Genomic DNA, 22,936 nt, shown 5'->3' on the forward strand with positions numbered 1-22,936 from the left:
CGCAAAAAACGGAGGTTACGCTTTCTTTTACGTTTCCTCCGTTTCTTTCGATGCTTTCATCGCTTGGATTGTAGCTTCAACGATTTTCAATTCTCTTTCGTCCAAGGCGTTCAACATGGCATCAATCCGCTTCCTGCACTCGCTCCCGCTATTCTGGGACGGGTAAAAGTATTGATCCACCGATATATCAAACATTGTAACCATCTGATAAAAGGTGTTGAAGCTTGGATGCTGACCATCATTTTCATTATACATAATGGTACGCGGAGCGCGGTCAACAATATAGGCCAGTTGCTCCTGTGTCATGCCGCTGGCTTCTCTTGCACGCTTGATGGCGAGCCCTATATCGTGAAAATCAAAGCGTCTTTCATCTCGTTCTATCTTCATAACATCACCTGATATGATTTTACATTTCATGTGATATTATTTGAACGACTGTGTATTTCATACTACTGACTATTTAATTTCACATACGCAAAATTGATGATCGCGGAAATGTGAGGTACAATATACCTATAACTTTGGGACAATTTGTCCCGAAGATCAGAGGTTGGTATCTAAAATAAAATCAGAAATATTGTGAGGTTTCTGTGACATTTGGGTGCTATACTGAAAATGAAGGAGTGTGATACCATGCGAATTTTAGTAGTCGAGGATGATCGGCTTTTGAATAATACTTTATGCTATAACTTGAATACTGCGGGCTATACGGTTGATTCTGCACTGACAAAATCAGTGGCCAGTAGTTTCTTGACAAAGCAGGACTATGACCTGATTGTGCTGGATGTAAATTTGCCGGACGGGAACGGTTTTGACTTCTGCCGGGAAATAAAAGAGCGTCGCCCTGATACCGTTATTATTTTTCTGACCGCAAATGATATGGAAAGCGATATGCTCAAAGGGTATGAACTGGGCGCAGAGGATTATGTGACAAAACCTTTCCCTATGAGCGTCTTTCAAAAGAAATTAGCGGTAGTGCTGGGTAGGCTGACAAAACAATATGGTGGTGATACTTATGAGGATGGCACACTGACCATCAATTTTTCAGAAATGAGTGCTACTCTATCAGGAAAGCCACTTACATTCACCCCACTGGAATATCGACTTTTGAAAATCCTGATGAAAAATCCGCAGATTGTTTTGACCCGGCAAGTCTTGTTGGAAAAGCTGTGGGACGCAGACGGAAATTTTGTGGATGAACACGCTCTGACTGCGGCGATCAGCCGGGTACGAAACAAAATCGAAACACCTGACCGTCAGTATATCAAAACGGTATATGGTATGGGCTATATGTGGATCGGAGGAGTGCTGAAATGAATGTGCGAAAACTTTCCGTCAACAAAGCCTGTATCTTTTTTGCTGTTCTCCTGCTGGTGGCAATGGGGACGGTTTCAGCAGCTTTGTATGGGCTGACCCAAAATATAACCGCTGTCTGGTATGTATTATTGTTCGGCATTTTTGTGCTGGTTTGCGCTGTTTGTTTTATGGTGCTGGTTCGCCGCAAACTGGCAATGTTCTCCGATGCTTTTTGCAGTTTAATGGATGATATGTTATCCGGGAATATGCAGCCGAAACAGACTGTGGAAGAAGAAAGTCTTTTCTATAAAATTGAATATCGGCTGAACCGTTTATATGAAGTCATGCAGGAAAACAAGAACGGCATTGCACAAGAACGGGCTGACCTGCAAGAACTGATTTCCGACATCTCCCATCAGGTCAAGACCCCGATTGCGAACTTGAAAATGATTAACAGCACTCTGCTTGAAAATGAAGTCCCTGTGCAAAAACAAAAAGAGTTTCTAACGGCACAGGCCAGCCAGCTTGATAAACTGGATTTTCTCATGCAGGCTATGATTAAAACCTCTCGTTTGGAAACAGGTGTTATTTCTCTGGAAAAGAAAAGCCAGCCGCTTTATGACACGCTTGCCGCCGCATTGGGAGGTATTCTTCTGAACGCCGAGAAAAAACAGATCAATGTTCAAGTGGACTGCCCGGAGAACTTGGTCGTTTCCCATGACAGAAAATGGACAAGCGAAGCACTGTTCAATATTTTGGACAATGCAGTGAAATATACGCCGGAGGGCGGTCAAATCCGTGTTTCGGTTGAAAGTTGGGAAATGTATGTGAAAATCGACATTGCAGATACAGGCATTGGCATTTCAGAACAGCATCAGGGAGCAATTTTCAAGCGTTTCTATCGAGAGGACATCGTACATGATGTAGATGGAATTGGTATTGGTCTATATCTGGCTCGTGAGATCGTAACCTTGCAAGGCGGTTATATCCGGGTAACATCCGAGGTTGGGAGGGGTTCAACTTTTTCCGTCTTTCTGCCTCGACAATAAAATAAGTACGCTAAAAAACAAAATGTCACAGGCCTATGACATTTGAGCTTTAATTAAACAGAGGTATTTTGTTTCCCGTGACATTTCTGTGAGGTTTACCTTTTATGATAGAGCCATCAAAAAGAAAGGGTGGTGTTCTATATGAACATATTACAAACGACAGATTTGAAGAAATATTACGGCACCGAACCGAACATTACAAAAGCATTGGATGGCGTGACCCTATCCATTGAGGAAGGTGAATTTGTTGCCATTGTTGGTACTTCCGGCAGCGGTAAGTCTACTTTGCTGAACATGATGGGCGGGTTAGATACGCCAACTTCCGGCAGTATTAAAGTAAAAGGGAAAGAATTATCGAAACTCAAGGATGAACAGCTTACCATCTTCCGCAGACGTAACATCGGGTTTATCTTTCAGAATTACAATCTTGTTCCTGTGCTGAATGTCTATGAAAATATTGTCCTGCCGGTGGAGCTGGATGGTGATACCGTGGACAAGCGGTTTATGGATGAAGTCGTGAAAATGTTGGCTCTCGATGGGAAGCTGAACAGTATGCCTAACAATCTGTCCGGCGGCCAGCAGCAGCGTGTAGCGATTGCCCGCGCCCTTGTTTCCAAACCAGCTATTATACTTGCAGATGAACCGACAGGCAATTTGGATAGCCGGACAAGTAGTGATGTTCTTGGTTTGCTGAAAGTTACAAGTCAGAAGTTCCATCAAACGCTTGTAATGATTACCCATAACAATGAAATTGCCCAGCTTGCCGACCGAATTATCCGTATTGAGGACGGAAAAATCGCACAGTGACAGGGGGTGACATTGATGGATGATATTTTATTTGGGAACAATAATCAGGCAACAATCAATCGTCTTGCCAAAAGAAGCTACCGCGCTAATAAGCAGAGAAATGTTTTCGTTACCATCGCATTATTCTTGACCGCCTTTATGATTACATCTGTATTTAGTTTGGGGTGCAGTTATTTTGAAACCTATCAAATGCAGCAAATTCGTGCGATGGGCACGACTGCGGATGTGGCAATTACAAGCCTCTCAGAAGAACAATATGAAGAATTGAGCCGATCCAGCTTGGTATCCGTAGTTGGTGTCAGTCAGAGATTGGGCAGCATTGATACATCTGGAATGGACGATGCCCTGCTGAGTATTACCTGGATAGACGAAACAGAATGGCAAGAACACCGTGTACCAACAATTTCGGATATACACGGAGATTATCCGCAAGCAAAAAATGAAATTATGCTCCCTACATGGGCTTTGCGTGCAATGGGGATTGATGATCCACAGATAGGGATGAATATTTCCCTTTCCTATCAACTCGGAACAGATTATCAATATATCTCCGATGAATTTGTTTTGTCGGGCTATTACACAGATTATTCGGCTTCACGTGCAGGCAACCGTGGTGCCGCTTATGTTTCGGAGCTTTTTGCAACACAAACAGGGCTTCCCTTTGATAGTGTGTCTACCGCAATGATTTCTTTTTCTGATGACAGTAATGCCCTGCGATCCTGTGAAAAACTAAAACGGAAGATTTCGTTTACAGAAAGTCAGTCCTTTGAAATTGTACCTATTGCTCAGAGCAATTCCACCACCATTGTTCTTCCACTGGCTGCTATTATCGTCTTTATCATTATCAGCGGCTATTTGCTGATTTATAACATTCTGTATATCTCAATTTCAAGAGATACACAATTCTATGGACAGCTTAAAACGATAGGCACGACAAAAAGACAAATCAAGCGGATCGTGCGTTCTCAAATATTCAGAACGGCGGTGATCGGTATTCCCAGCGGCCTGATTGTCGGTGGTATTGTTTCGCTTGGACTTGTTCCGTTTGCCATGAATATGATGTACTCAAGCGATACAGACCTTGGGGAGATAGTGTCCTTTTCCCCCATTATTTTTGCGGGTGCCGCAATCTTCACATTTTTTACTGCAATCATCGGCAGCATGAAACCAGCGAAAATAGCTGCAAGTATTTCTCCTGTTGCGGCTTCACGCTATACGGAGGCAAATACAAGGAGTTACCGAGATCATAAGAGCCATAGAACAAAATTATCTCGGATGGCACGAGATAATATTTTTAGAAACCCTAAAAGCGCTTTCCTTACTTTTGCGTCCTTATTTTTAGGCTTAATATTGTTTTTGGTTTCTGCTGGTCTACTATCAAGCCTAAGTCCCGACAATTTTGTAAATCAATGGGGAGAAAGTGATTTCGCATTGACTTACAGCATTTCCGAAGAAGGAAACCTGCTCTCTGATGAAATGTTGCAGCAAATTGAAACAATGCAGGGAATTGAAAATCTGCGCGTCACTTATTCTGCTTCACCGTGGCCCACTATGGATGTCATTTACGACGAAAATGTATTCGGGAAATATATTGATTCCTTGGATGGCGTATCAGGTCTTGATTTTTCAAATGCGGAAACACGAAAAAACTATACAGATAATTTTTGGAGCGGCGTTTACGGAATAGATTCCAGATATATCGAAGAACTTAATAAAACGCTTGATAAGCCTATTGACTTAACCGCCTTTGAAAAGGGAGAGTTGGTGGTTTTGTCCGCTATGACGGATGATGAGGGAAACCTATTGATTCAGCCAGGGCAAGCAATCACCGTTGTCGGTGAGTCCGGGGAACAGGTCTTTACAGTGGCAACTGGCTTTCTGGACGCTGATTTTCAGAATGGTCGAGGAAATGAGAGAGGTACTGCCCCTGATTTGTATATCAGTGAGCAGGCAATAGAGAAGTTGTCTGGAGAAACCAAAATCTTTCGGATTGCTTTTGATACGATTGATAGCAGTTATGACAAAGGGATTATGGAGCAGCTTCAATCCATTACTGCTTCGTCACCGGGCATTACGATTCTGTCACGATATGAAAAGCAGCAAGAAATGGCCGGATATTTGCTGACCTCAAGGATTATAGCCGCAGGGTTGTCCGCTGTATTTTTGCTGATAGGAATTATGAATTTCATTAACACAATGGTTGTTAGTGTAAATACTCGGAAACATGAATTTGCAACACTTGAAAGTATAGGAATGACGAAAAAGCAAATTAGAAATGTATTGCTTTGGGAAGGCGGGTATTATTGGAGTATTTCTTTCCTACTGCTTGCCACACTGGGAACAGCGATATATATTCCAATATACTCAGCCTTTAGAAGAATGGTTCCTTATGCAGCTTTTCACTATCCTGTAATTTCTCTGTTGGTTGTCGCAGCTATTGTTTTGCTGGTCTGCTTGGCAACCCCCGTCATAACTTTCATGCAAAATGTTAAGCAAAGCGTTGTAGAGAGACTGCGGCAGAATTAAATATTTGCGATGAAAACCGGGAGATTATTCTCCCGGTTTTTCAAATCTCACAGGTTCGTGAGATTTCAGCCCATTATTCTGTCGAAACAGCGTGTGTCAGTGACATTTCTGTGAGGATTGCTTGTTAAGATAAGCGCAAAAGGAACAAGCTGCCGCACGACGGCAAAAGAAAAAAAGCCGTCGTACAGCAGCCTATCAACACGCCCATTTGAAACGGCGGCTTTGATTTTCAGAGCCGCCGTTTCTTTGCGTCTACACAAACCAATGACGACTTGTAGGGACACGGTAGCCGATGGGAGGTTATTTTGCCGTGTTCATTTTATTATTTCATTGTTCGCGTGATCTGCACCAGCTAAAAAAAGCGTAGCCCCTCCGTCGGAGCAGTCCGGTTTTGAACATGAAATTAAACAGTACATAACCGATAATACTTTTTCGTGCGCTTGTGCGGCCTTGTGTCGCACAGGCGCATTTTGCTTTCCAGACTTCGAGACAAAGTGTCCCGAGGTGCGGTGCCGTTCTCCGCCGTTACTCCATTTCGTTTCCGACCAACCCCGAACAAACTGAAATGGAGGATTTTACGATGACTACTATCAATTTGAAAGATTTTTATTATTGGTACACGCAGGATCAGCTTATCGAAGTTTCTGACGAGGTGGCCGAGGTATTCAAGGCCGATGCCCGCTATGAAATGGCCTACCAGCGGCGGCTCTCCCGGCACAAGGCGCAGTATTCTCTGGACTGCGATGACGGGATTGAATATTCCGCTTGCCTGCATGAGCCGACCCCGCAGGAGCTCCTTGAACGGATGGAAACCTTTCTTCGTCTGTGGAACGCTCTCAATTCTCTGCCGGAGATCCAGGGCCGCAGAATTGACGCACATATCATTCTTGGCAAGTCGATTAAGGAAATTGCCGAGGCCGAGGGCGTACATGAGGAGTCTATTCGCCAGTCGATCAAGCGTGGCCTTGAACGCATGAAAAAAACTTTTTGATTTTTTCTTCTTAACCCACTTGGAATTGATGAAAAAATGTCTCGGTTTATGAGAGGAGGTTTTCTTCCTAACGCAAGGGAATAACGGCAACCCTGAGTAAGTACGGGGCGCCAGACGGTGGGTGCGCGGTGACATTTCCCAAAAGAGATTGAGCGAACAACACCAACACTGTAAATGGGCCCAGCCATCCCAAGGCCATGATCCGGTGCTGAACAGGTTGGCTGCCTGTTCCTCCGGGCTTGTCGCTTTGCTTGCGTTGAGAGCGCCGCACAGAAAATAACGATTGTCTTTGGACAGGCCAAGTAAATATGTGCGGCGCTCTCTAATATTCAAAAACTATAATAAACCTCGAGACAAAGTGTCCCAAGGTGGAGTAAGGCAACAGACCAGCATCCCGGCGGTGCTGGTCTGTTGCGTTTCCCCACCAAACAGAGGGAGGCGTTCTATCAATCTGCGAAGGAGGTTTACCGTGAAATTAACTACACAGGAACTTGAACAAATGAGAAGCGTTGACATTGGCGCGGTGGCTGCCGAGTCCCTGCCTGATGTGAGCGGTATGACCTTTGACAATGCGCTTTCCCGAAAGGAGCGCATCTCTCGATTTTTGCAGACTGTCAAAAATCCATACTGCTTTTGCATCGGTGGTGTTGGCGTGAAAATTGAATTTGCTGAAAGCGGGCCATCTCTCCAAGATAAGCTGACGGATTTCCTGCTGCGGCAAAGAAGCGGGCTGTAACTTCGGTTACAGCTCGTTTTGCTTCTTCGAGACAAAGTGTCCCGAAGTGGAGGCATCCTTGTTGTCCTCCCCGGACAGAGTTATAATATAAGTGTAATGTGATAGGGAAGGAGGAACAATGGCACGAGCAAAAAACAGAGGGTATCAGCAGAGTTTCTCTCCCTCTTACACAATCCGCCGCTGGCGGCTGGGCATCTATATCCGGCTTTCAAAGGAAGATTTGAAAAAAGGAAAAGACGATAGCAACAGCGTAAAGAACCAGCGTGACCTACTGAACGATTTTTACCGACGAAACATTGACGAGTTTGAAAGCATCACGGAATATGTGGATGATGGTCATACTGGAACGGACGCCAACCGTGAAGATTTTCAACGGCTCTTGGCGGATGTCATGAGTGGTAAAATCAACTGCGTTATAGTAAAAGACCTGTCCCGCTTCGCACGAAATTATAGCGATGCCGGAAGTTTGATCGACAACCTGTTTGTTCAAATGGGTGTTCGCTTTATCAGCCTTGCTGAGAATGTGGACAGCTACAAGAACCCCGACAGCGTTTCAAATATCATCGTTCCCATTACAAACGTGATGAACGATAATTACTGCTATCAGACTTCCAAAAAGATCCGGCAGGTATTTGATTACAAACGGCGCAACGGCCAGTATATCGGAGCATTTGCTCCTTACGGCTATGTAAAGCACCCAAAGGACAAGCACAGGCTGATTGTTGATCCCGATGCTGCTGAAAATGTCAAACTCATTTTCACAATGCTTATTCAAGGGTCATCAAAACGTGCTATCGCGCTGTACCTGAACGAACACGGCGTACCGAGCCCCTCGGCTTACAAGGTACAAAAGGGCTTGCCTGTTTCGACAAGAGGGTATGACGATCCTATGTGGGGAGTCCGCATGATCCACTCCATTCTTACCAATCCGACCTACACCGGGGATTTAGCCCAAGGCCGAAGCCGGGTGAAAAGCTACAAGGTACACCAGATTGAAGCTGTTCCACGCGAGGAATGGGTGGAAGTGGCTGGAACGCATGAGGCCATTATCGACTATGAAACTTTCGACAAGGTACAGGCTCTCTTACAGCGTGATACCCGTACTTCCCCGAAAGGCCGTGAGGTACATTTATTCAGCGGCTTTCTGAAATGTGCCGATTGCGGGCGGGCCATTACCCGATGCGTTGGCAAGAACAACAATGTATATTATTCTTGCTCAACCTACAAGAACCGTTCCCGGACAGCCTGCACCATGCACTCAATCAAGCATGAACGGCTGGAGGCTGCTGTTTTGTTCGCTGTACAGCATCAGGTACATTTGGCTGTTTCCTACTCGGAAATCGTCACGCAGATCAATTCCGCTCCAATCAAAAAAAGCCAGTCTTACCGACTGGACGATCTGATAGCTGCAAAAGAGCGGGAACTGACAAAGATAACACGCTACAAGCAATCTCTTTATCAGGACTGGAAAGACGGTGAAATCACCCAGCAGGAATACCGGGATATGAAGGCTGACTATGAACGGCAGACTTCTGATATTTCCGCGGTGCTTACCCGGCTGAACGCTGAACGCGCAGAACTGGCAAACGGTGTGGACAATGAGCATCCTGCACTGGTAGCCTTTATGAAGTATCAGAACATTGAAGCCCTCAACCGTGAAATCTTGGTTGAACTTGTGGACTATATCAAGGTCTATGAAAACGGCAATATCAGCGTGAAATTCAAATTTGCTGACGAGCTCCGCAAGATTGCCGAGTACATTGAAATCAACACTACGGAAGATACCGCAGTAGCGGGCTAACCCCCGCTACAAACCCCTTTGACAGTGTGTTTTCCTAATAGGCGCTAATCATATGTTGGTTAAATTTTAAGTGGGCAGAAATCTTACAATTCTGTAAGACTTCTGCTCGTTTTTTGAAAGTGAAATGAAAGATTGCCCTGATACAATTTGGATGTAAGATGAAAAGGAGGCAACACATGAGTGTGATATTAGAAACCAAGCAGCTTTGTAAATTTTATGGCGCGGGTGAGAATCAGGTCAAAGCGGTCAATCAGGTGGACATTCAGATTGAGCAGGGAGAATTTGTCGCAATTGTCGGAAAGTCAGGTTCCGGTAAAAGTACATTACTTCATATGCTTGGAGGGCTTGACACCCCTACAAAAGGCAGTGTTACTTTAGCCGGTAAAGATTTATACAGGATGAAGGAAGATGCCCTTGCTGTTTTCCGCAGAAGAAAAATCGGATTTGTTTTTCAGGCATTTAATCTGGTTTCATCTGTTAATGTCTGGGAAAATATCGTACTGCCACTGGGGCTGGATGGAAGAAAAGTGGATGAAGCGTATGTAAATGATATTATTGCAACTCTGGGGATTGAAAACCGGATTTATAATCTGCCAAATCAGTTATCCGGAGGACAGCAGCAGAGAGTAGCAATTGCAAGAGCACTGGTGAATCGTCCAGAAATTATATTTGCAGATGAGCCGACAGGAAATCTTGATTCTAAGACCAGTGATGAGGTAATCGCTCTGCTTAAGATGACAGCAAAAAAATATGGACAGACAATTGTAATGATTACCCATGATGACGAAATTGCACAGGTCGCTGATCGCATTCTGGTGATTGAGGATGGACAGGTGGTGGATTTCAGATGAAGACAATAAGCAGGATTGCATATAGCAATGACAAAAGGAACAGGACAAGAAGTATACTGATCATGATGGCAATCTGTCTGACCACGATGCTGCTTGTTATCATCAGTACTGTGGGAAATGGGGTAATTCATTTACAGAAAAGTCAGGCGGCAGGATCATATGGAAGCAATTATGGTCTGTTTGTTTCCGCAGACGGATCGCAGTTAAAAGAAGTAAACCGCCGTGCGGAAATAGATGCTACAGGCACTATGTGCACCGAAGGTATCATAAAAGGCAATGAAAAAGGCGGGTTTGTCTGCATGGATGAGACTGCAAGAAAAATGCTTCCTTATAATAAAGAATATGAGTTGAAGGAAGGAAAGTATCCGGAAAAAATGCAGGAAATTGCCGCAGGAAGAGCATTTTTTCGTGCAATGGGGTATGGTGATGTAAAGATCGGAGATACGGTTACACTGGATTACCGCGCAGGGATGCAGTCAGAATATAAGCCGGAAGAATTTGTTGTCAGCGGAATCCTATATGATCGGGATGAGTATACCATCGAGGCATCTTATGTTGCTTTCGGGTCACAGGAGTTTTATGATGAGCACGTCGCAGAGAATGACAGACAGTATAATATTTATTTTACTTTAAATGATTCTGCAAATGTATCTATGAATAATATTGATTCGGTTATAAAGCAGATTGCAGCAGCTTGTGGGATCGAAGAAAAAAACGTTATAGTCAATGATCTCTATTTGCAATGGGTCTTGCAGCCGAGTTATGAAACGATTGCGGTATGCGGGGGGTTGATTCTTGCAATTGTACTTTTCTCTGTTGTGGTCATTTATAATATTTTTCAGGTCGGTATTGCCAACAAGATACAGGAGTATGGAAAAATCAAGGCTCTGGGAGCAACAAAAAAGCAGATGAAACAACTGATCTTCAGAGAGGGCATTTTTTTGACAATTTTTTCAATACCGGTTGGATTGCTTCTGGGCTTTCTGATTGCAAAATGCGGTTTTAACTGGCTGGTAGAACAGGGGAACCTTGTATCAACCGGAACTGGCTCTATGGGAGTTCAAAATCAGCAGGTGCCTCTGTTTTCCCTGCCTGTTATGTTTCTCTGTATTTTCGTATCATTTCTTACCGTTGCTTTGGCACTGCGTAAACCAATGAAAATTGTTTCACGGATTTCACCTATCGAAGCAATACGGTATTTAGAAAATGCAGAAACACAAAAAAAAGGAAAACGAAATGGCAGAAAAAATGTCACCGTGTTTTCTATGGCAATGGCAAATGTAATGGGTAACCAAAAAAGAACCATTGGTACCATCCTCACACTGGGGCTTTCCTGCGCATTGTTTGTGATTATTTCTAATTATGTGGGAAATATTGACACGGAGCATGAAGCACGTCTTTCCGTTAATCATGGACAATTTGAACTGCAGCTTGACTATTCTGCTGAGTATGATGAAAGATATCCGGAGAATAATCTGGATACGATTCTGACGGATAATCCATTGAATGATTCGCTGATTGAAGAAATCAAAAGCATTCCGGGAGTGACAGATGTCATGACGAGAGAGATAGTCTCTGTAAATCTGAACGGAACAAGATTTCCGGCTGATATTGTGAGTAAAAATGATTTTGATTTTATGCGCCAGGATGGGGATATTGGCTCTATGGACTATGATCAGGCGGTAAAGAATGGTGATATTTTCTTTGGCTGGTCAACGTGGATGGAACAAGATGGATATGCTCCGGGTGAATCCATTGCATTTGACTTTGAGAATGGAAGTGAAACCTATACCTATCAGGGAAAGATTGCAGGATCCTTTGTAAGCGCGGACACTTATCTTGTCATTCCAGAAGGTGTATACCGTTCCATGAATCCGAGAGGAACAGCCTATGGCTATCTGTGGGTGGACTGTGACAAAAAAGATGTGGCATCTGTGGAGCAAAATCTGAATACATTGATTTCTAATACTTCGCATATAAAAATGGGTACTTATCATGCGCAGTTACAATCTGCAGAATTCTCAGCTCGCACGATGAAGCTTGGCTGTTATCTGTTTATGGCGGTTGTAGGATTCATCGGTTTTATGAATATGGCAAACACCATGATCATGAATATTACGATAAAAAAGCAGGAATATGGTGTATTACAGGCTGTGGGTATGACAAATAAACAATTAAATTTATGTCTGCAGTTACAGGGACTGATTTTTACGGTTGGCACCATATGTGTAGCACTTGTCGTTGGTCTGCCACTTGGCTACGTGCTCTTTGCCTATGCAAAGCATAATGGGATATTTGGAATGAATGTCTATCATGTTCCAATTACACCAATTCTTGCTATGATTTTGCTGGTCAGCCTTTTGCAGATTGTGCTTTCCTGCGTTTTAAGCAGTAATCTGAAAAAGGAAACGCTGGTAGAAAGAATAAGGTATCAGGGATAGCAAGTAACCAGGCTGTCACTCGGACAATGAGTGACAGCTTGGTTTGCGAGTATACGTCAAAAGATTCTGTGCCCTTGTATTTTCCCTTATCAGAGTTTGTAAACTTATATGGGAATATATAACACAAGGGAAAAAATAAGGGAAAGCTCACCTGCGACAAATCCAGTGTTTTCAAGGGTTTGCGGAGAATTTAATAAGAAAATATAACAGTTATTAAATCTCTTAAAACAGGTGAAATCTCAATCGGAATTTGATGAGGTGATAATATGAGCAAAAGTAAGAAGTTGACAAATACTGGAAGTTATAAACATCTTTGCAAATATATCATATCTATCAACTGTACACCGCCCTCATAAATTGGGTGGTCATAATTGTCAGTAAAGAAATGGGGAATCTTGTGAGAACGAACAAACCCACATTTTTCATAAAATGGTATCGTCAATGGACTGTCACCTGTTCCAACTTGCAAAACAGAATATTCATCTGCATATTTACTGGCAAGAAAATCAATTAGTGCTTTGCCATAGCCCTTTCTCTGATTTTCCGGATCGACTGCGATATTCTTGATTTCAAGTATTCCATTACCTTCATCGGTAACAACACATTCTGCTTTTTCATCATTGTCTTCAAGCACATACATAGTACCTTTTTCAAGATAGCGCTCAACCATGCTCTCCTGTTCATCAGCTAATAACAATAATGATATAAATTGCTTTTTATTTTCGTTCACTTCTCGGATTTTCATATCCATTACTCCGTCAAATTGGAATTGATCGTGCTCTGTCTTTCGCTAATGCAACTCCATTTTACTGTGCAAACATAAGTTATGCCCGTCTCAAGATTCGCTTTATATCATCCAGATTTTCAACAAAAAAGATTCCCTCCTGTCGCTCGTTAGAAGATAATCCTTTTTCAATCATATGATTTAGAAGTGCTTTCAAATCATCGTAGTAACCGTTCAGGTTGTAGAGAATGCAGGGTGCCTCCAGATGTTTCAAAGACACCTTCGACATTACCTCTGCAATTTCCTCCAATGTTCCCGTGCCGCCCGGGAAGGCAATAAAGGCTTCTCCTAACTCAATCATTTTGTTTTTTCTCTCAGACATATCCTTAGTCACAATCAGTTTTGTCAGTCCATCATGTTGAAACTCATTTTCAATAAAAAAATTCGGCTCAACACCCGTAACATCACCGCCTGCCTTCAATACACTGTCTGCCAATGCTCCCATTAAACCACCTTTAGAACCGCCGTAAACAAGTGCATTTCCACTGTTTCCAATCCATGCCCCCAATTCCTCAACTGCTTTTCGTAAGCATGGGTCATTTCCTTCATTTGCCCCAAGATAAACCGTTATATTCATTAAAAATTTCCTCCTACAACTTCCGATTTTGGGATTATTTCTTAAACAGCTCAGAATGTGAACCAAGGCGATAAAGCATCAAAAGAAGAACTTCTCCACGAATCTCATAAATAAGCAGCCGGTCTGGTTCGATGTGACATTCACGCGTGCCTTTATAGTTGCCTGTAAGATCATGATCTCTGTATTTTGCTTCCAGCATACCGCCATTCGCCAGAATATCGATTACCTCAAACAGCTTATCAAGATTTTTATTTTGCTTTTTGGCAAGCTTCAAATCCTTTTTAAACTGATTGGTAAACTAAATGTCGTATTTCATACATCGAGAGCTGCCTTAAGCGCATCCATACTGGAATAATGCGGAGTAGAAGGATCCTTCATCATTTTTCTGCCGTCCTCAATAGCAGCGGCTGTGGTATCATTCGGTACTTCCAGTTTTAATTCAAAAGGAATACCATGCTCACGGATAGCGGTTCTCAGGAATATATTTACAGCAGTTGTCATATTCAGACCAAGCTCATTGAAGATTTCCTCCGCCTGATCCTTGATTGCCTTGTCTGTACGAATATTTAAATTAGTTGTTGCCATACAGAACACCTCCATTCAAGTATAGTATATGCAGAAATTCGGGTGATGTCAACACAATGTCATTATACAAGCTGTGAATTTTCTGTTAAAATGCATCGAAGTCCTTCTGCGTAGCAATCTGCGAATAGGCTTTGTACTCATCATTGCTGCTTTCCGCGTACATGTCGTTCACCATTCCGATTGTGAGTAAGTCAAGATCCCGGATGGAGATGCCGAGCTGTACGCAGCGAAGCAGAAACAATGGTGTGGTCATCGGGCGGTCAGTTGCGTGAAGTTTTTTTAGACTCCATATCCGTCTGGACATTCAGGTCACACGCGATACCAAACACTATAACCTTCAAATGATCATTGCCGTAGGCTTCAAGGTCAATTCCGAGCGTGCCGTACAGTTTCGTAAATGGGTAAACCAGATCGCCAAGGACTACACCATAAAAGGCTGGGTGATGGATGATGAACGGCTGAAACGAGGAACGTATCTGACAGAGAAGTATTTCGACGAGCAGTTAGAGCGTATTCCATGTTCCATTCCTCCTATCCTATACACTGATGTGATATTTTGTGAGCGTAAGGAGTGGATAGGAATTGAAGAAAGGAGTTCAGCATGAGAAGAAAAAAAGATAAAAGCAATGGCATTACTGCTTTGTATGAAAGACTGTCTCGTGATGATGATAATGCTGGAGAGAGTAACAGTATAGTTCATCAAAAGCAAATGCTTGAAGATTATGCTATGAAACATGGTTTTACGAATCTTGTTCATTTTACCGATGATGGTTGGAGTGGAGCGACCTTTGCTGAGGTTAGATAGCGATACTTTTTACATCAACCATGTTACGGCGGTCATGGTTGACAACTTGCGTCGGCTCCTGCTCGGTATCAACCTGTCCGACAAAGCTGTAATGGATTTCGATTTTCCGGGTGTTGGTTTCCCGATCCAATTCGTGTATCAAGATACGGTCGATAAACTCATGGACGTTTTCATAGGTCAATTCCTGTATGTCGCTGTATTTCCCGACAATCTGAATAAACCTTGATATATCCCTTTTTCGCTCGGTAACGGTTGCGATCTGCTGTTGTAACTCGTCTATCCTTGCGGCAAGGGATTTCTTTTCGTCCTCATAGCCGGAAGTTAGAAACACAAACCGTTCATCTGTCAGTCTGCCTAATGCGTTGTCCTCATACAGCTTGCGGAAAAGCGTGTCAAGTTCGGTCATACGCGCCTGTGCTTTGGAAAGTTCCTTTTGCTGCTGCGCTAATGCCTTTCTCGCTTCCATGTCGCCGTACTCGGTAGCTTTACAGATAAAGTCCTGTTCGTGTTCCTTAACATACCGCAAAATCCGCCGCATATCTTCCAGCACTAAATCAAGAAGTACGTTTTTGCGGATATAATGAGAGGTACACTCGCTGCCTGTCCTTGCCCTGTTGCGCCATGCGCCGCAAGAATAGGAAAACTTGCGCGGCTCGATATTTACGCCCTGTTGGTAATACATCTTATGTCCGCAACCAGCGCAAAACAGCAAGCCGGAAAAAATATCAATCTCCGCTGCTTTTGTCGGGCGGTGGCGGGTAGCAATCCGCTTTTGCGCAAGTTCAAAGGTTTCCTCGTCAACAAGCGGCTCATGGGTGTTTGGGAAGAAATAGCGTTGTTCTTCTTCGTTCTTCCGGGTCTTTTTCGACTTGTAGGATACCTTGTGAGTTTTCGCGGTTATGGTATGCCCTAAATATTCCTGCCTTGCTAATATGTCATAGAGCGTTTTGTCCGGCCAAGTATAGGGGGCGATCATTGCCCGCTGATACCGCGCCTGTCCTGTGCGCTGATAGCGCAACGCTCCAATCGTCAAGACTTTGTTTTCCGCAAGCCATTTTTGGATTTCGCACATACGCACGCCGCTAACAAACATAGCGAAAACCTGTTTGACAATCGGCGCGGTTTCCGGGTCGGGTATAAGGTGGTGGCGGTTGTTCGGGTCTGGGATATAGCCGTATGGATATTCCCCGTTGACACGCTCGCCTTTTTGCGCCTGTGCCTGTTTAACTGCACGGATTTTCTTGCTTGTATCGCGGGCGTAAAACTCGTTAAACCAGTTCCGCAAGGGGGTAAACTCGTTATCCTCCCGCGCTGTGTCAACTCCGTCGTTAATCGCGATATAGCGCACTCCGTTTTCGGGAAATACAATCTCTATGAGTTCGCCCGTTTTCAGATAGTTTCTGCCAAGACGGGAGAGGTCTTTGGTAATAACCGTCGCCACTCGTCCGGCTTCCACTTCCTGCAACATCGCTTGCAGCCCCTCGCGCTCAAAACTCACGCCGGAAAATCCGTCGTCCACAAAAAACTTTGTGTTCAAAAAATGGTGTTCGTCCGCATAGCGTTGAAGTATCATTTTTTGGTGCTGTATGCTTCCGCTTTCTCCGGCCTGCATATCCTCTTGACTTAAACGGCAGTAAAGGGCGGTGATTTTATTCGACTGTAACATTAGTCCTCCTTTCCGACAGCCGAATAAACAGGTATAATGTGTTGCTATCATTATACCATATCCCGCCGCCTAATGCACTACTCGGACGCTAAAAAGCCCGGATTTCCGGGCTTTTTCTGCAAATCCTTTACAATGAGTTTTTCAATCTTTTTATGGATTGTATCGGTTGCCTTTTCACTCGGCAACGCTTGAACAAGATAGGTGATTTTCCCTATTTTGCGTTCGGTTGTAATTGTCTGTTTTTTATCCATTAGAAAAACCTCCTTTTCCTGTATGGATAAACTATATTCGTCAAAAGGCAAAACGGGCGGTTGTTAGCTGCAACCTCACGGGAGTTTCACCCCGGCCCATGCTTATGGGTGCGCCGCGCAATACTTTGAGGGTGTTCAACGCGGGAGTATCATTGTGCCGCCTTGTATGTCGTCGCCCACAAGCTGCTAAACTTGTTTTACGGCGCGGTAGTTCTCGCTCGACTTTTCCCCAACGGGGAAAAGCGGTCATGGCGTACCCGCCGCCCGGCTCGGTACAGACGGAATGTACCCGTTGCCTGTTATGCTGCGCACCAAAGGCCGCTTTCTTTGTCAAGGAACAATAGGCTTTGTCGGCCTGTAACAGTACACCGTTTCCGATGTGCTGTTACGGAACGACAAATAGCCCATAACGGGAAGCGTGGAAAGGGGACACGCTCCCCGCATGGGCTAAAAGATTATCCTACATGAAAAGCAAGGGTGCGGGTAATAAGGCGCACTTGCAGCCTGTTACGCATTTCCTCGTCCACATAGGAATAGGTATTGCCCGCGTCGTCTTTCAGCGTGCGGGTACAAAGTTTCGCTATGTAACCCTCGTAATGCTTCAAGATCGCGCACATGGCGGTTGTGTCGCCGTTTGCCGCTGCGGAAATGACAGGGAACGGCAACAGATTTTCAGATTTCCTAACGGTATTCATCATCTGCTTTTCCCTCCAAATACTGTTTGATTTTCGCAAGCGCGGATTTCCTGTGCCGGAAAACCGTCGTGCGTACAACATTCAGCAGTTCAGCAATTTCCGCGTCGCTCATGTCCAAGAAGTAGGACAAAAGGATAATGTCGCGTTTCCTTTCGGGCAAAGCGTTAAGGGCTTCGGCAAGCAGTTCATTTTTGACGAGTACATCAAAGCCGGACACTTGAAAACGGAAATAATCGCTTTTGTATTCGTCCGTTGTGAAAAGCTGCGCGAGTTCGCTTTCGCTCAAATCCGAAAAAGGTACTTCGCGTGCTGCGCGTTTCGCAAGAGTGCGGCGGTGGCTTTTCGCTTCGCCAACCAAAGTTTTCTTTGCTAATGCGTCGTACTGATGTTGTATTCTTTCCTTGTCGGAAGAAGATAGCTCCATAGAGTTCACCTCCTTCCCGCGTGGAGTAGAGGACGGGAGTTAAGGGCTTGTCCTCTCTGCCCCTTTCGCTCCGTACCCGTTCGGGAGATGGCTCTTGAGTGCGTTTTTCAGAAAAAAGTTGAAAAAAGCAAAATGCGCCCGTCCGCAAGACGCGGACGAGCGCAAAGGAAATGTAAGAAGTATTTAGATGTATTGACAGTTCATACTCATAGCCGGAATATCCCGCTTGCGGAGCATAGCTTTTTTTGACCGCAAAGCATTAGGCGGGTTACAGTAAATAAAAATGGACACGGCGATACCTCCCCGATACCGCCGTATCCTTAAAAAAGGGCGACTTTAATACACTACCCGCAATCCATTCTATAATAGGGAACAGCGGCTTTTGCGCAATATTAAATAAAAAAGCCGATAACACATAGGTTTTTTGACCTAATGCGTTATCGGCTCTGCGTCTATGCGTCTGGCACTTTTAATCATTTTTTTTTGAATTTATTATATGTGTTAGCTAACTGTCCACAAGCCGCGTTAATCTCTCTGCCATGAGAAACTCTCATAGTAACTTCAAGTCCTGCTTGCTCTAATTGATGTTTGAATGCAACTATTTCCCGTTTCTGTGGTGCTTTAATTCTTGAATTGCTTGTTGGGTTGTATTGTAACACGTTAATCATAACTTTTTTGCCCCGAAACCATTTTGCAAGTTGTCTTACATCTGAGGGCCGGTCATTTATACCCGGTAAAAGCAAATACGCAAAGACAATTTTGCGATTATGCCTTTCAGAATAGGATAAGGCTTGCTTAACAACATCTTCAATAGCATATATGCGCATGTGAGGAATAATACGATTTCTTGCAGATTGTGTTGCTGCGTGTAAAGATATTGTCAACTGAATTTTAAGATGTTCCTCGCGCAATTTTTTTAATTGATCGACCGGACCAACTGTTGATATGGTAATGCCGTCGGTTGGAAAGTTGAGCCCATATCTATCTCGGAGAATATGGATTGCTTTTATCAAGTTGTCATAATTGAATAAAGGCTCTCCCATACCCATAAAAACGATACGGTTTACTTTTCGACGCAACAATATAATCTGTTGTACGATTTCTGACGATGTTAGATTACGAACAAAGCCATTTCGCCCGGACTCACAAAAAATACAACCAACAGGACAACCGACTTGTGTGCTCACGCAAACAGTTCCACCATCTCGCCGCTTGATAAAAACCGTTTCAATGTATTTGTTGTCTTTCAGTTCGTAAACATACTTTTCAGTATCACTGCTTTTGCAAATATTTTTTACCAACATTGATAGATTTTTTTTGCGTGGTAATTGCTTATATAATTCTTCATATAAGGCTTTTGCTTCATTCTCGCCAATAACTTCCGACATTTCTTTGTAAGTAAATCCGTATGGATCATTCCGTACTTCCGCAGGCGTATATTTAGGTAAACGTTTCATTTTTATATCCTTTCTTCTAAATAATAAAAGTTTGTTTTTCTGTATTTTTGATTACAATCTCTAATTTTTCTACATCAATGATATGCGTCAATTTGCATTTAGGGCAGAAAAGAGGAAAATCTTTTAATACAGTATTATGAAATACTTGAACTCTCGTCTTTCCGTTACAAATCGGACATTTTATCCAATATTTTTTAAGCATTATATTTCACTCGTCCTTTTTACACAAAAAAATGCAGGTCAATCCTCAACATGAGCATTGACCTGCATTTATAATGCACAGAGCAGTACAACAAAACTAAGGCATAGCTTGCACTATGTCTATACTATATCTATACGTCGTTAGTTTTTTGTATAGCATCCGCAAAATAAGCATGACAAAAAAGCCCATGTTGAAAATGGGAAAATCCTTTTTTTCAATGCTTATCTAATACGCATGCTATGCAACATAAACGCCGCCTCCTTTTACATAAATTTTATTTTATCAGAAAATCAGTCTACTGTCAATACACAACAGGAAGTATTTAACCTAATGATATGAATTGTGTGGACATATCCAAAAAGAAAGGTGAACTGTAAAATGTAACAGGGTGAATGAAAATGGCAAAAAGACCCGTACCATTGTACGACTTTAAGGCTTTCGGGGCAGCTATAAAAGCCGCGAGAAATGAATACGGCGAGAGCCGCAAAAAGGTAAGCGACGAGTTATATATTTCCCCGCGCTACCTTGCGAATATCGAGAACAAGGGACAACAGCCGAGTTTACAGGTATTCTATGACCTTGTAACCCGGTATCATATTTCGGTAGATCAATTTTTCTTCCCGAACAGCAATGCGGAGAAATCCACCGGGCGGCGGCAGCTTGACGCGCTGCTGGACGGTATGAGCGATAAAGGCATACGGATTGTAACCGCAACGGCAAGGGAGATAACAGAAGTCGAACAAGCAGAGGACTAACCTCACAATATGGGAAGCAGGAGATTGCAGCGCATAGGGGCTGCAATCTTTTTTTGCGCCAAATTAGAAAGAGAGTGCAACAAACGCTGCCTTTGAAACGGGATAAGGAGTAGATAGCAAGCACAGCAAACGAGTACCCGTTTGCGAAAAGTGCTTGTTGGGATAATCCCAAACCCTTATACCGAAAGGCGGTGCGGAAATGGAAAACCGAAAGAGAAATATACAGATGAAGTTTTACGTTACGGAAGAAGAAAAGCGGCTGATCGACGAGAAGATGAAGCAGCTTCCCATAAAGCAGTATGGGGCATACTTCCGTAAAATGGCGATAGACGGGTATATTCTTGTCGTTGACCGAAGCGACACAAAAGCATATATCCGGGAACTGCAAGCGGTGAGCCGGAACATCAACCAGATTGCAAAACGCGCCAATGCGACGGGGACGGTTTACAGGCAGGATATAGAGGACATTAAAAAGGCGGTGGACGAGATATGGCGGTTACAAAGACGCACCCTATTAAATCAACCTTAAAGGCTGCGATAGACTATATCTTAAATCCCGAAAAGACAGACGGGAAGCTGCTTGCGTCCTCTTTCGGCTGCGGGCTGGAAACCGCCGATATTGAGTTTGCATGGACGCGGGAAGCTGCCGGAGATCGCGGCACACATTTAGGGCGGCACTTGATACAATCCTTTGCGGTGGGAGAAACCACACCGGAAGAAGCGCACAAAATCGGCATGGAACTTGCCGGGGCGGTATTAGGCGGCAAGTATGAGTTTGTTTTGACAACTCACGTCGATAAAGACCATCTGCATAATCACTTGATTTTCAACGCGGTTAGCTTCGTTGACTACAAAAAGTACCATTCCAACAAGCAAAGCTATCACTTTATCCGGCGCACCAGCGACAGGATATGTAAAGAGCATGGGCTATCCGTCGTCGTACCGGGACAGGACAAGGGAAAAAGCTATGCAGAATACACCGCCGAAAAGCAAGGGACAAGCTACAAAGCAAAGCTGAAAACGGCGATAGATACTCTCATTCCCCAAGTGAAAGATTTTGACGAACTGCTGCGCCGCTTGCAGGAAATGGGGTATGAAATCAAACAGGGCAAATACATTTCCTTTCGCGCTGCCGGACAGGAACGGTTTACCCGCACAAAGACGCTCGGCGCGGCCTATACGGAAGAAGCGATAAAGGAGCGTATCAAGGGCGTGTATGTTGCCAAAACAAAAACGCTGCGGGAAGATAAGAAAATCCGGCTTGTCGTCGATCTTGAAAACAGTATCAAAGCCCAACAGTCGGCGGGCTATGAACGGTGGGCAAAAATCCATAATCTGAAACAGGCTGCTAAAAGCATGAACTTCCTAACCGAAAACAAGATTGAGTATTATAGCGAACTTGAAAGCAAGATAGCCGATATTATGACCGCCCATGACGCGGCGGCAAGGGCGGTTAAGGACGTAGAGCAGCGTATGTCTGATTTGTCGCTGCTTATCAAGCACACGACCACATACCGACAATTAAAACCGATTTACGAGGAATACAAGAAGTCGCGGGACAAGGAAAAGTATCTGCGGGGGCATGAAAGCGAAATTATCCTGTTTGAAGCTGCGGCAAGGGCATTAAAGGAAATGCAGATAAAGAAGCTGCCCGATCTCGCCGCGCTGCGCAAGGAGTATAGCAGCTTAAACGACAGAAAAAGCAAATTGTATGAGGATTACCGCCAAGCGAAAAAGCAAATGCAAGAATACGGCATTGTCAAAAAGAACGTCGATAGTATTCTTTACCCGTCCCAAAGCAGGGCGCGGGAGCAGGAGCGATAAGGCGCAAAACATGGGGTGGCAAGTGGAACGTTAAGGGCTGAAAACGCCTGTGTTTCTGCGGCTTCCAGCGCGGGGAAACAGCATAGACGATAAAGTATATTCAAACCCGCAAAAACGGCTTTCTAATTGTCCACGCAAGGACAAAAAAAGAACAGGGGCGCGGTGCCGGAAATCGGCAACCGCGCCCCTGTTTTCTATGGGCTATTCCTCGTCGGTCAAGATAAACTCCCTTTCGGAAAACTCGCTGTCCGTCATGGCTTGCAGCTTGTTCACCGCTGCGGCGGCAAGCTGGCGCATATCCTCGTCCATGTAGGGCATGGCGGCAAGGATATTTTCAAGCGTTGTTTCCCGGCTGTCCTCGGCGTAGATCGCAACAATGTTTTCTTCCTCAATGGTAAAGCGGGTATTCATGC

General features: G+C 44.0%; 24 protein-coding genes and 3 pseudogenes. 14 read left to right on the plus strand and 13 right to left on the minus strand.

Going from position 1 to position 22,936, the window contains the following annotated elements; genetic code table 11:
- Nucleotides 1-27: 27 nt before the first annotated feature.
- Entirely contained in the window at nucleotides 28-387 is a 360-nt protein-coding gene (locus DW739_RS10215) for a helix-turn-helix domain-containing protein (RefSeq protein ID WP_054754179.1), read from the minus strand.
- A 246-nt stretch (nucleotides 388-633) separates the two neighbouring features.
- Between DW739_RS10215 and DW739_RS10220 the strand changes: the two genes are divergently transcribed.
- The 9 genes from DW739_RS10220 to DW739_RS10265 all read left to right on the plus strand — a co-directional run bounded on the left by DW739_RS10220 (nucleotide 634) and on the right by DW739_RS10265 (nucleotide 12,498).
- The gene (locus tag DW739_RS10220) at nucleotides 634-1,317 is read left to right on the plus strand and encodes a response regulator transcription factor (protein WP_117461330.1); all 684 of its coding nucleotides are present in this window, start codon (nucleotides 634-636) and stop codon (nucleotides 1,315-1,317) included.
- Nucleotides 1,314-2,345, plus strand: coding sequence for a HAMP domain-containing sensor histidine kinase (locus DW739_RS10225; RefSeq protein WP_117461331.1), 1,032 nt, complete (start codon nucleotides 1,314-1,316; stop codon nucleotides 2,343-2,345). The genes DW739_RS10220 and DW739_RS10225 overlap by 4 nt, the downstream gene beginning before the upstream one ends.
- A gap of 141 nt (nucleotides 2,346-2,486) precedes the next feature.
- Nucleotides 2,487-3,152, plus strand: a complete 666-nt coding sequence (locus DW739_RS10230; protein WP_005335790.1) for an ABC transporter ATP-binding protein — start codon at nucleotides 2,487-2,489, stop codon at nucleotides 3,150-3,152.
- Between the two features lie 15 nt (nucleotides 3,153-3,167).
- A complete protein-coding gene (locus DW739_RS10235) occupies nucleotides 3,168-5,678 on the plus strand; it encodes an ABC transporter permease (protein ID WP_118544538.1) in 2,511 nt (836 codons plus the stop codon).
- A 580-nt stretch (nucleotides 5,679-6,258) separates the two neighbouring features.
- The gene (locus DW739_RS10245) at nucleotides 6,259-6,669 is read left to right on the plus strand and encodes a sigma-70 family RNA polymerase sigma factor (RefSeq protein WP_014080198.1); all 411 of its coding nucleotides are present in this window, start codon (nucleotides 6,259-6,261) and stop codon (nucleotides 6,667-6,669) included.
- A 469-nt stretch (nucleotides 6,670-7,138) separates the two neighbouring features.
- Nucleotides 7,139-7,405: a DUF6870 family protein gene (locus DW739_RS10250; protein ID WP_007884026.1), complete on the plus strand. Its 267-nt coding sequence runs from the start codon at nucleotides 7,139-7,141 to the stop codon at nucleotides 7,403-7,405.
- A 118-nt stretch (nucleotides 7,406-7,523) separates the two neighbouring features.
- Nucleotides 7,524-9,206, plus strand: coding sequence for a recombinase family protein (locus tag DW739_RS10255; protein ID WP_014080196.1), 1,683 nt, complete (start codon nucleotides 7,524-7,526; stop codon nucleotides 9,204-9,206).
- 176 nt (nucleotides 9,207-9,382) lie between these two features.
- Complete coding sequence (locus tag DW739_RS10260) at nucleotides 9,383-10,057, plus strand: ABC transporter ATP-binding protein (protein WP_006426335.1); 675 nt, start codon at nucleotides 9,383-9,385, stop codon at nucleotides 10,055-10,057.
- Nucleotides 10,054-12,498 (plus strand): ABC transporter permease, encoded by a 2,445-nt coding sequence (locus DW739_RS10265; protein ID WP_118743008.1) that lies wholly within the window; start codon nucleotides 10,054-10,056, stop codon nucleotides 12,496-12,498. The genes DW739_RS10260 and DW739_RS10265 overlap by 4 nt, the downstream gene beginning before the upstream one ends.
- A gap of 301 nt (nucleotides 12,499-12,799) precedes the next feature.
- On the opposite strand, the gene DW739_RS10270 is transcribed toward DW739_RS10265, so the two are convergent.
- The 5 genes and pseudogenes from DW739_RS10270 to DW739_RS14795 form a co-directional block, all read right to left on the minus strand.
- Nucleotides 12,800-13,243, minus strand: a complete 444-nt coding sequence (locus DW739_RS10270) for a GNAT family N-acetyltransferase (protein WP_118492283.1) — start codon at nucleotides 13,241-13,243, stop codon at nucleotides 12,800-12,802.
- Between the two features lie 79 nt (nucleotides 13,244-13,322).
- Nucleotides 13,323-13,859: a TIGR00730 family Rossman fold protein gene (locus DW739_RS10275; RefSeq protein ID WP_107001131.1), complete on the minus strand. Its 537-nt coding sequence runs from the start codon at nucleotides 13,857-13,859 to the stop codon at nucleotides 13,323-13,325.
- A gap of 34 nt (nucleotides 13,860-13,893) precedes the next feature.
- Nucleotides 13,894-14,175 (minus strand): annotated as a pseudogene (locus DW739_RS10280) (type II toxin-antitoxin system YafQ family toxin).
- Nucleotides 14,172-14,444: a type II toxin-antitoxin system RelB/DinJ family antitoxin gene (locus DW739_RS10285; RefSeq protein ID WP_118743009.1), complete on the minus strand. Its 273-nt coding sequence runs from the start codon at nucleotides 14,442-14,444 to the stop codon at nucleotides 14,172-14,174. Before DW739_RS10285 ends, DW739_RS10280 begins: the two are co-directional and overlap by 4 nt.
- An 85-nt stretch (nucleotides 14,445-14,529) precedes the next feature.
- The gene (locus DW739_RS14795) at nucleotides 14,530-14,748 is read right to left on the minus strand and encodes a hypothetical protein (protein ID WP_147341928.1); all 219 of its coding nucleotides are present in this window, start codon (nucleotides 14,746-14,748) and stop codon (nucleotides 14,530-14,532) included.
- 1 nt (nucleotide 14,749) lies between these two features.
- Between DW739_RS14795 and rhuM the strand changes: the two are divergent.
- A pseudogene (rhuM, locus tag DW739_RS10290) lies at nucleotides 14,750-14,959 on the plus strand (RhuM family protein); the annotation flags it as partial.
- An 86-nt stretch (nucleotides 14,960-15,045) separates the two neighbouring features.
- A pseudogene (locus DW739_RS10295) lies at nucleotides 15,046-15,234 on the plus strand (recombinase); the annotation flags it as partial.
- 7 nt (nucleotides 15,235-15,241) lie between these two features.
- Here DW739_RS10295 and DW739_RS10300 read toward each other — a convergent pair.
- The 6 genes from DW739_RS10300 to DW739_RS10330 all read right to left on the minus strand — a co-directional run bounded on the left by DW739_RS10300 (nucleotide 15,242) and on the right by DW739_RS10330 (nucleotide 19,944).
- Nucleotides 15,242-16,915, minus strand: a complete 1,674-nt coding sequence (locus DW739_RS10300; RefSeq protein WP_058118380.1) for a recombinase family protein — start codon at nucleotides 16,913-16,915, stop codon at nucleotides 15,242-15,244.
- 77 nt (nucleotides 16,916-16,992) lie between these two features.
- Entirely contained in the window at nucleotides 16,993-17,166 is a 174-nt protein-coding gene (locus DW739_RS10305; RefSeq protein ID WP_002604472.1) for a transposon-encoded TnpW family protein, read from the minus strand.
- Between the two features lie 455 nt (nucleotides 17,167-17,621).
- Nucleotides 17,622-17,864 carry a helix-turn-helix domain-containing protein gene (locus tag DW739_RS10315; protein WP_002604473.1) on the minus strand — a complete coding sequence of 81 codons (243 nt, stop codon included), beginning with the start codon at nucleotides 17,862-17,864 and terminating at the stop codon, nucleotides 17,622-17,624.
- On the minus strand, nucleotides 17,848-18,285 hold the full coding sequence (locus DW739_RS10320) for a sigma-70 family RNA polymerase sigma factor (RefSeq protein ID WP_003502131.1): 438 nt from the start codon (nucleotides 18,283-18,285) through the stop codon (nucleotides 17,848-17,850). Before DW739_RS10320 ends, DW739_RS10315 begins: the two co-directional genes overlap by 17 nt.
- 473 nt (nucleotides 18,286-18,758) lie before the next feature.
- Complete coding sequence (gene rlmN / locus DW739_RS10325; protein WP_002584956.1) at nucleotides 18,759-19,742, minus strand: 23S rRNA (adenine(2503)-C(2))-methyltransferase RlmN; 984 nt, start codon at nucleotides 19,740-19,742, stop codon at nucleotides 18,759-18,761.
- A gap of 16 nt (nucleotides 19,743-19,758) precedes the next feature.
- Nucleotides 19,759-19,944 (minus strand): cysteine-rich KTR domain-containing protein, encoded by a 186-nt coding sequence (locus DW739_RS10330; RefSeq protein ID WP_003431289.1) that lies wholly within the window; start codon nucleotides 19,942-19,944, stop codon nucleotides 19,759-19,761.
- 398 nt (nucleotides 19,945-20,342) lie between these two features.
- Here DW739_RS10330 and DW739_RS10335 point away from each other — a divergent pair, with 398 nt between their 5' ends.
- From DW739_RS10335 to DW739_RS10345, 3 genes are all read left to right on the plus strand, one after another.
- On the plus strand, nucleotides 20,343-20,699 hold the full coding sequence (locus DW739_RS10335; protein WP_044942672.1) for a helix-turn-helix transcriptional regulator: 357 nt from the start codon (nucleotides 20,343-20,345) through the stop codon (nucleotides 20,697-20,699).
- Between the two features lie 199 nt (nucleotides 20,700-20,898).
- Nucleotides 20,899-21,228, plus strand: a complete 330-nt coding sequence (gene mobC / locus DW739_RS10340; protein WP_002584958.1) for a plasmid mobilization relaxosome protein MobC — start codon at nucleotides 20,899-20,901, stop codon at nucleotides 21,226-21,228.
- Nucleotides 21,189-22,523, plus strand: coding sequence for a relaxase/mobilization nuclease domain-containing protein (locus DW739_RS10345; RefSeq protein ID WP_044942473.1), 1,335 nt, complete (start codon nucleotides 21,189-21,191; stop codon nucleotides 22,521-22,523). The genes mobC and DW739_RS10345 overlap by 40 nt, the downstream gene beginning before the upstream one ends.
- A gap of 201 nt (nucleotides 22,524-22,724) precedes the next feature.
- Here the strand turns inward: DW739_RS10345 and DW739_RS10350 are convergent, their stop codons facing one another.
- Nucleotides 22,725-22,934, minus strand: a complete 210-nt coding sequence (locus tag DW739_RS10350) for a transposon-transfer assisting family protein (RefSeq protein ID WP_002584960.1) — start codon at nucleotides 22,932-22,934, stop codon at nucleotides 22,725-22,727.
- Nucleotides 22,935-22,936 lie beyond the last annotated feature (2 nt).

It is taken from the genome of Clostridium sp. AM28-20LB (genome assembly GCF_003480665.1).
GTDB classification, from domain to species: Bacteria; Bacillota; Clostridia; order Lachnospirales; family Lachnospiraceae; genus Otoolea; species Otoolea fessa.

What these genes read in the sequence shown, in the direction of transcription:
- DW739_RS10215 (WP_054754179.1), bottom strand. Translation starts at nt 387, where the DNA reads ATGAAGATAGAACGAGATGAAAGACGCTTTGATTTTCACGATATAGGG.
- DW739_RS10220 (WP_117461330.1), top strand. Translation starts at nt 634, where the DNA reads ATGCGAATTTTAGTAGTCGAGGATGATCGGCTTTTGAATAATACTTTA.
- DW739_RS10225 (WP_117461331.1), top strand. Translation starts at nt 1,314, where the DNA reads ATGAATGTGCGAAAACTTTCCGTCAACAAAGCCTGTATCTTTTTTGCT.
- DW739_RS10230 (WP_005335790.1), top strand. Translation starts at nt 2,487, where the DNA reads ATGAACATATTACAAACGACAGATTTGAAGAAATATTACGGCACCGAA.
- DW739_RS10235 (WP_118544538.1), top strand. Translation starts at nt 3,168, where the DNA reads ATGGATGATATTTTATTTGGGAACAATAATCAGGCAACAATCAATCGT.
- DW739_RS10245 (WP_014080198.1), top strand. Translation starts at nt 6,259, where the DNA reads ATGACTACTATCAATTTGAAAGATTTTTATTATTGGTACACGCAGGAT.
- DW739_RS10255 (WP_014080196.1), top strand. Translation starts at nt 7,524, where the DNA reads ATGGCACGAGCAAAAAACAGAGGGTATCAGCAGAGTTTCTCTCCCTCT.
- DW739_RS10260 (WP_006426335.1), top strand. Translation starts at nt 9,383, where the DNA reads ATGAGTGTGATATTAGAAACCAAGCAGCTTTGTAAATTTTATGGCGCG.
- DW739_RS10265 (WP_118743008.1), top strand. Translation starts at nt 10,054, where the DNA reads ATGAAGACAATAAGCAGGATTGCATATAGCAATGACAAAAGGAACAGG.
- DW739_RS10270 (WP_118492283.1), bottom strand. Translation starts at nt 13,243, where the DNA reads ATGAAAATCCGAGAAGTGAACGAAAATAAAAAGCAATTTATATCATTA.
- DW739_RS10275 (WP_107001131.1), bottom strand. Translation starts at nt 13,859, where the DNA reads ATGAATATAACGGTTTATCTTGGGGCAAATGAAGGAAATGACCCATGC.
- DW739_RS10285 (WP_118743009.1), bottom strand. Translation starts at nt 14,444, where the DNA reads ATGGCAACAACTAATTTAAATATTCGTACAGACAAGGCAATCAAGGAT.
- DW739_RS14795 (WP_147341928.1), bottom strand. Translation starts at nt 14,748, where the DNA reads ATGTCCAGACGGATATGGAGTCTAAAAAAACTTCACGCAACTGACCGC.
- DW739_RS10300 (WP_058118380.1), bottom strand. Translation starts at nt 16,915, where the DNA reads ATGTTACAGTCGAATAAAATCACCGCCCTTTACTGCCGTTTAAGTCAA.
- DW739_RS10305 (WP_002604472.1), bottom strand. Translation starts at nt 17,166, where the DNA reads ATGGATAAAAAACAGACAATTACAACCGAACGCAAAATAGGGAAAATC.
- DW739_RS10315 (WP_002604473.1), bottom strand. Translation starts at nt 17,864, where the DNA reads ATGATGAATACCGTTAGGAAATCTGAAAATCTGTTGCCGTTCCCTGTC.
- DW739_RS10320 (WP_003502131.1), bottom strand. Translation starts at nt 18,285, where the DNA reads ATGGAGCTATCTTCTTCCGACAAGGAAAGAATACAACATCAGTACGAC.
- rlmN (WP_002584956.1), bottom strand. Translation starts at nt 19,742, where the DNA reads ATGAAACGTTTACCTAAATATACGCCTGCGGAAGTACGGAATGATCCA.
- DW739_RS10330 (WP_003431289.1), bottom strand. Translation starts at nt 19,944, where the DNA reads ATGCTTAAAAAATATTGGATAAAATGTCCGATTTGTAACGGAAAGACG.
- DW739_RS10335 (WP_044942672.1), top strand. Translation starts at nt 20,343, where the DNA reads ATGGCAAAAAGACCCGTACCATTGTACGACTTTAAGGCTTTCGGGGCA.
- mobC (WP_002584958.1), top strand. Translation starts at nt 20,899, where the DNA reads ATGGAAAACCGAAAGAGAAATATACAGATGAAGTTTTACGTTACGGAA.
- DW739_RS10345 (WP_044942473.1), top strand. Translation starts at nt 21,189, where the DNA reads ATGGCGGTTACAAAGACGCACCCTATTAAATCAACCTTAAAGGCTGCG.
- DW739_RS10350 (WP_002584960.1), bottom strand. Translation starts at nt 22,934, where the DNA reads ATGAATACCCGCTTTACCATTGAGGAAGAAAACATTGTTGCGATCTAC.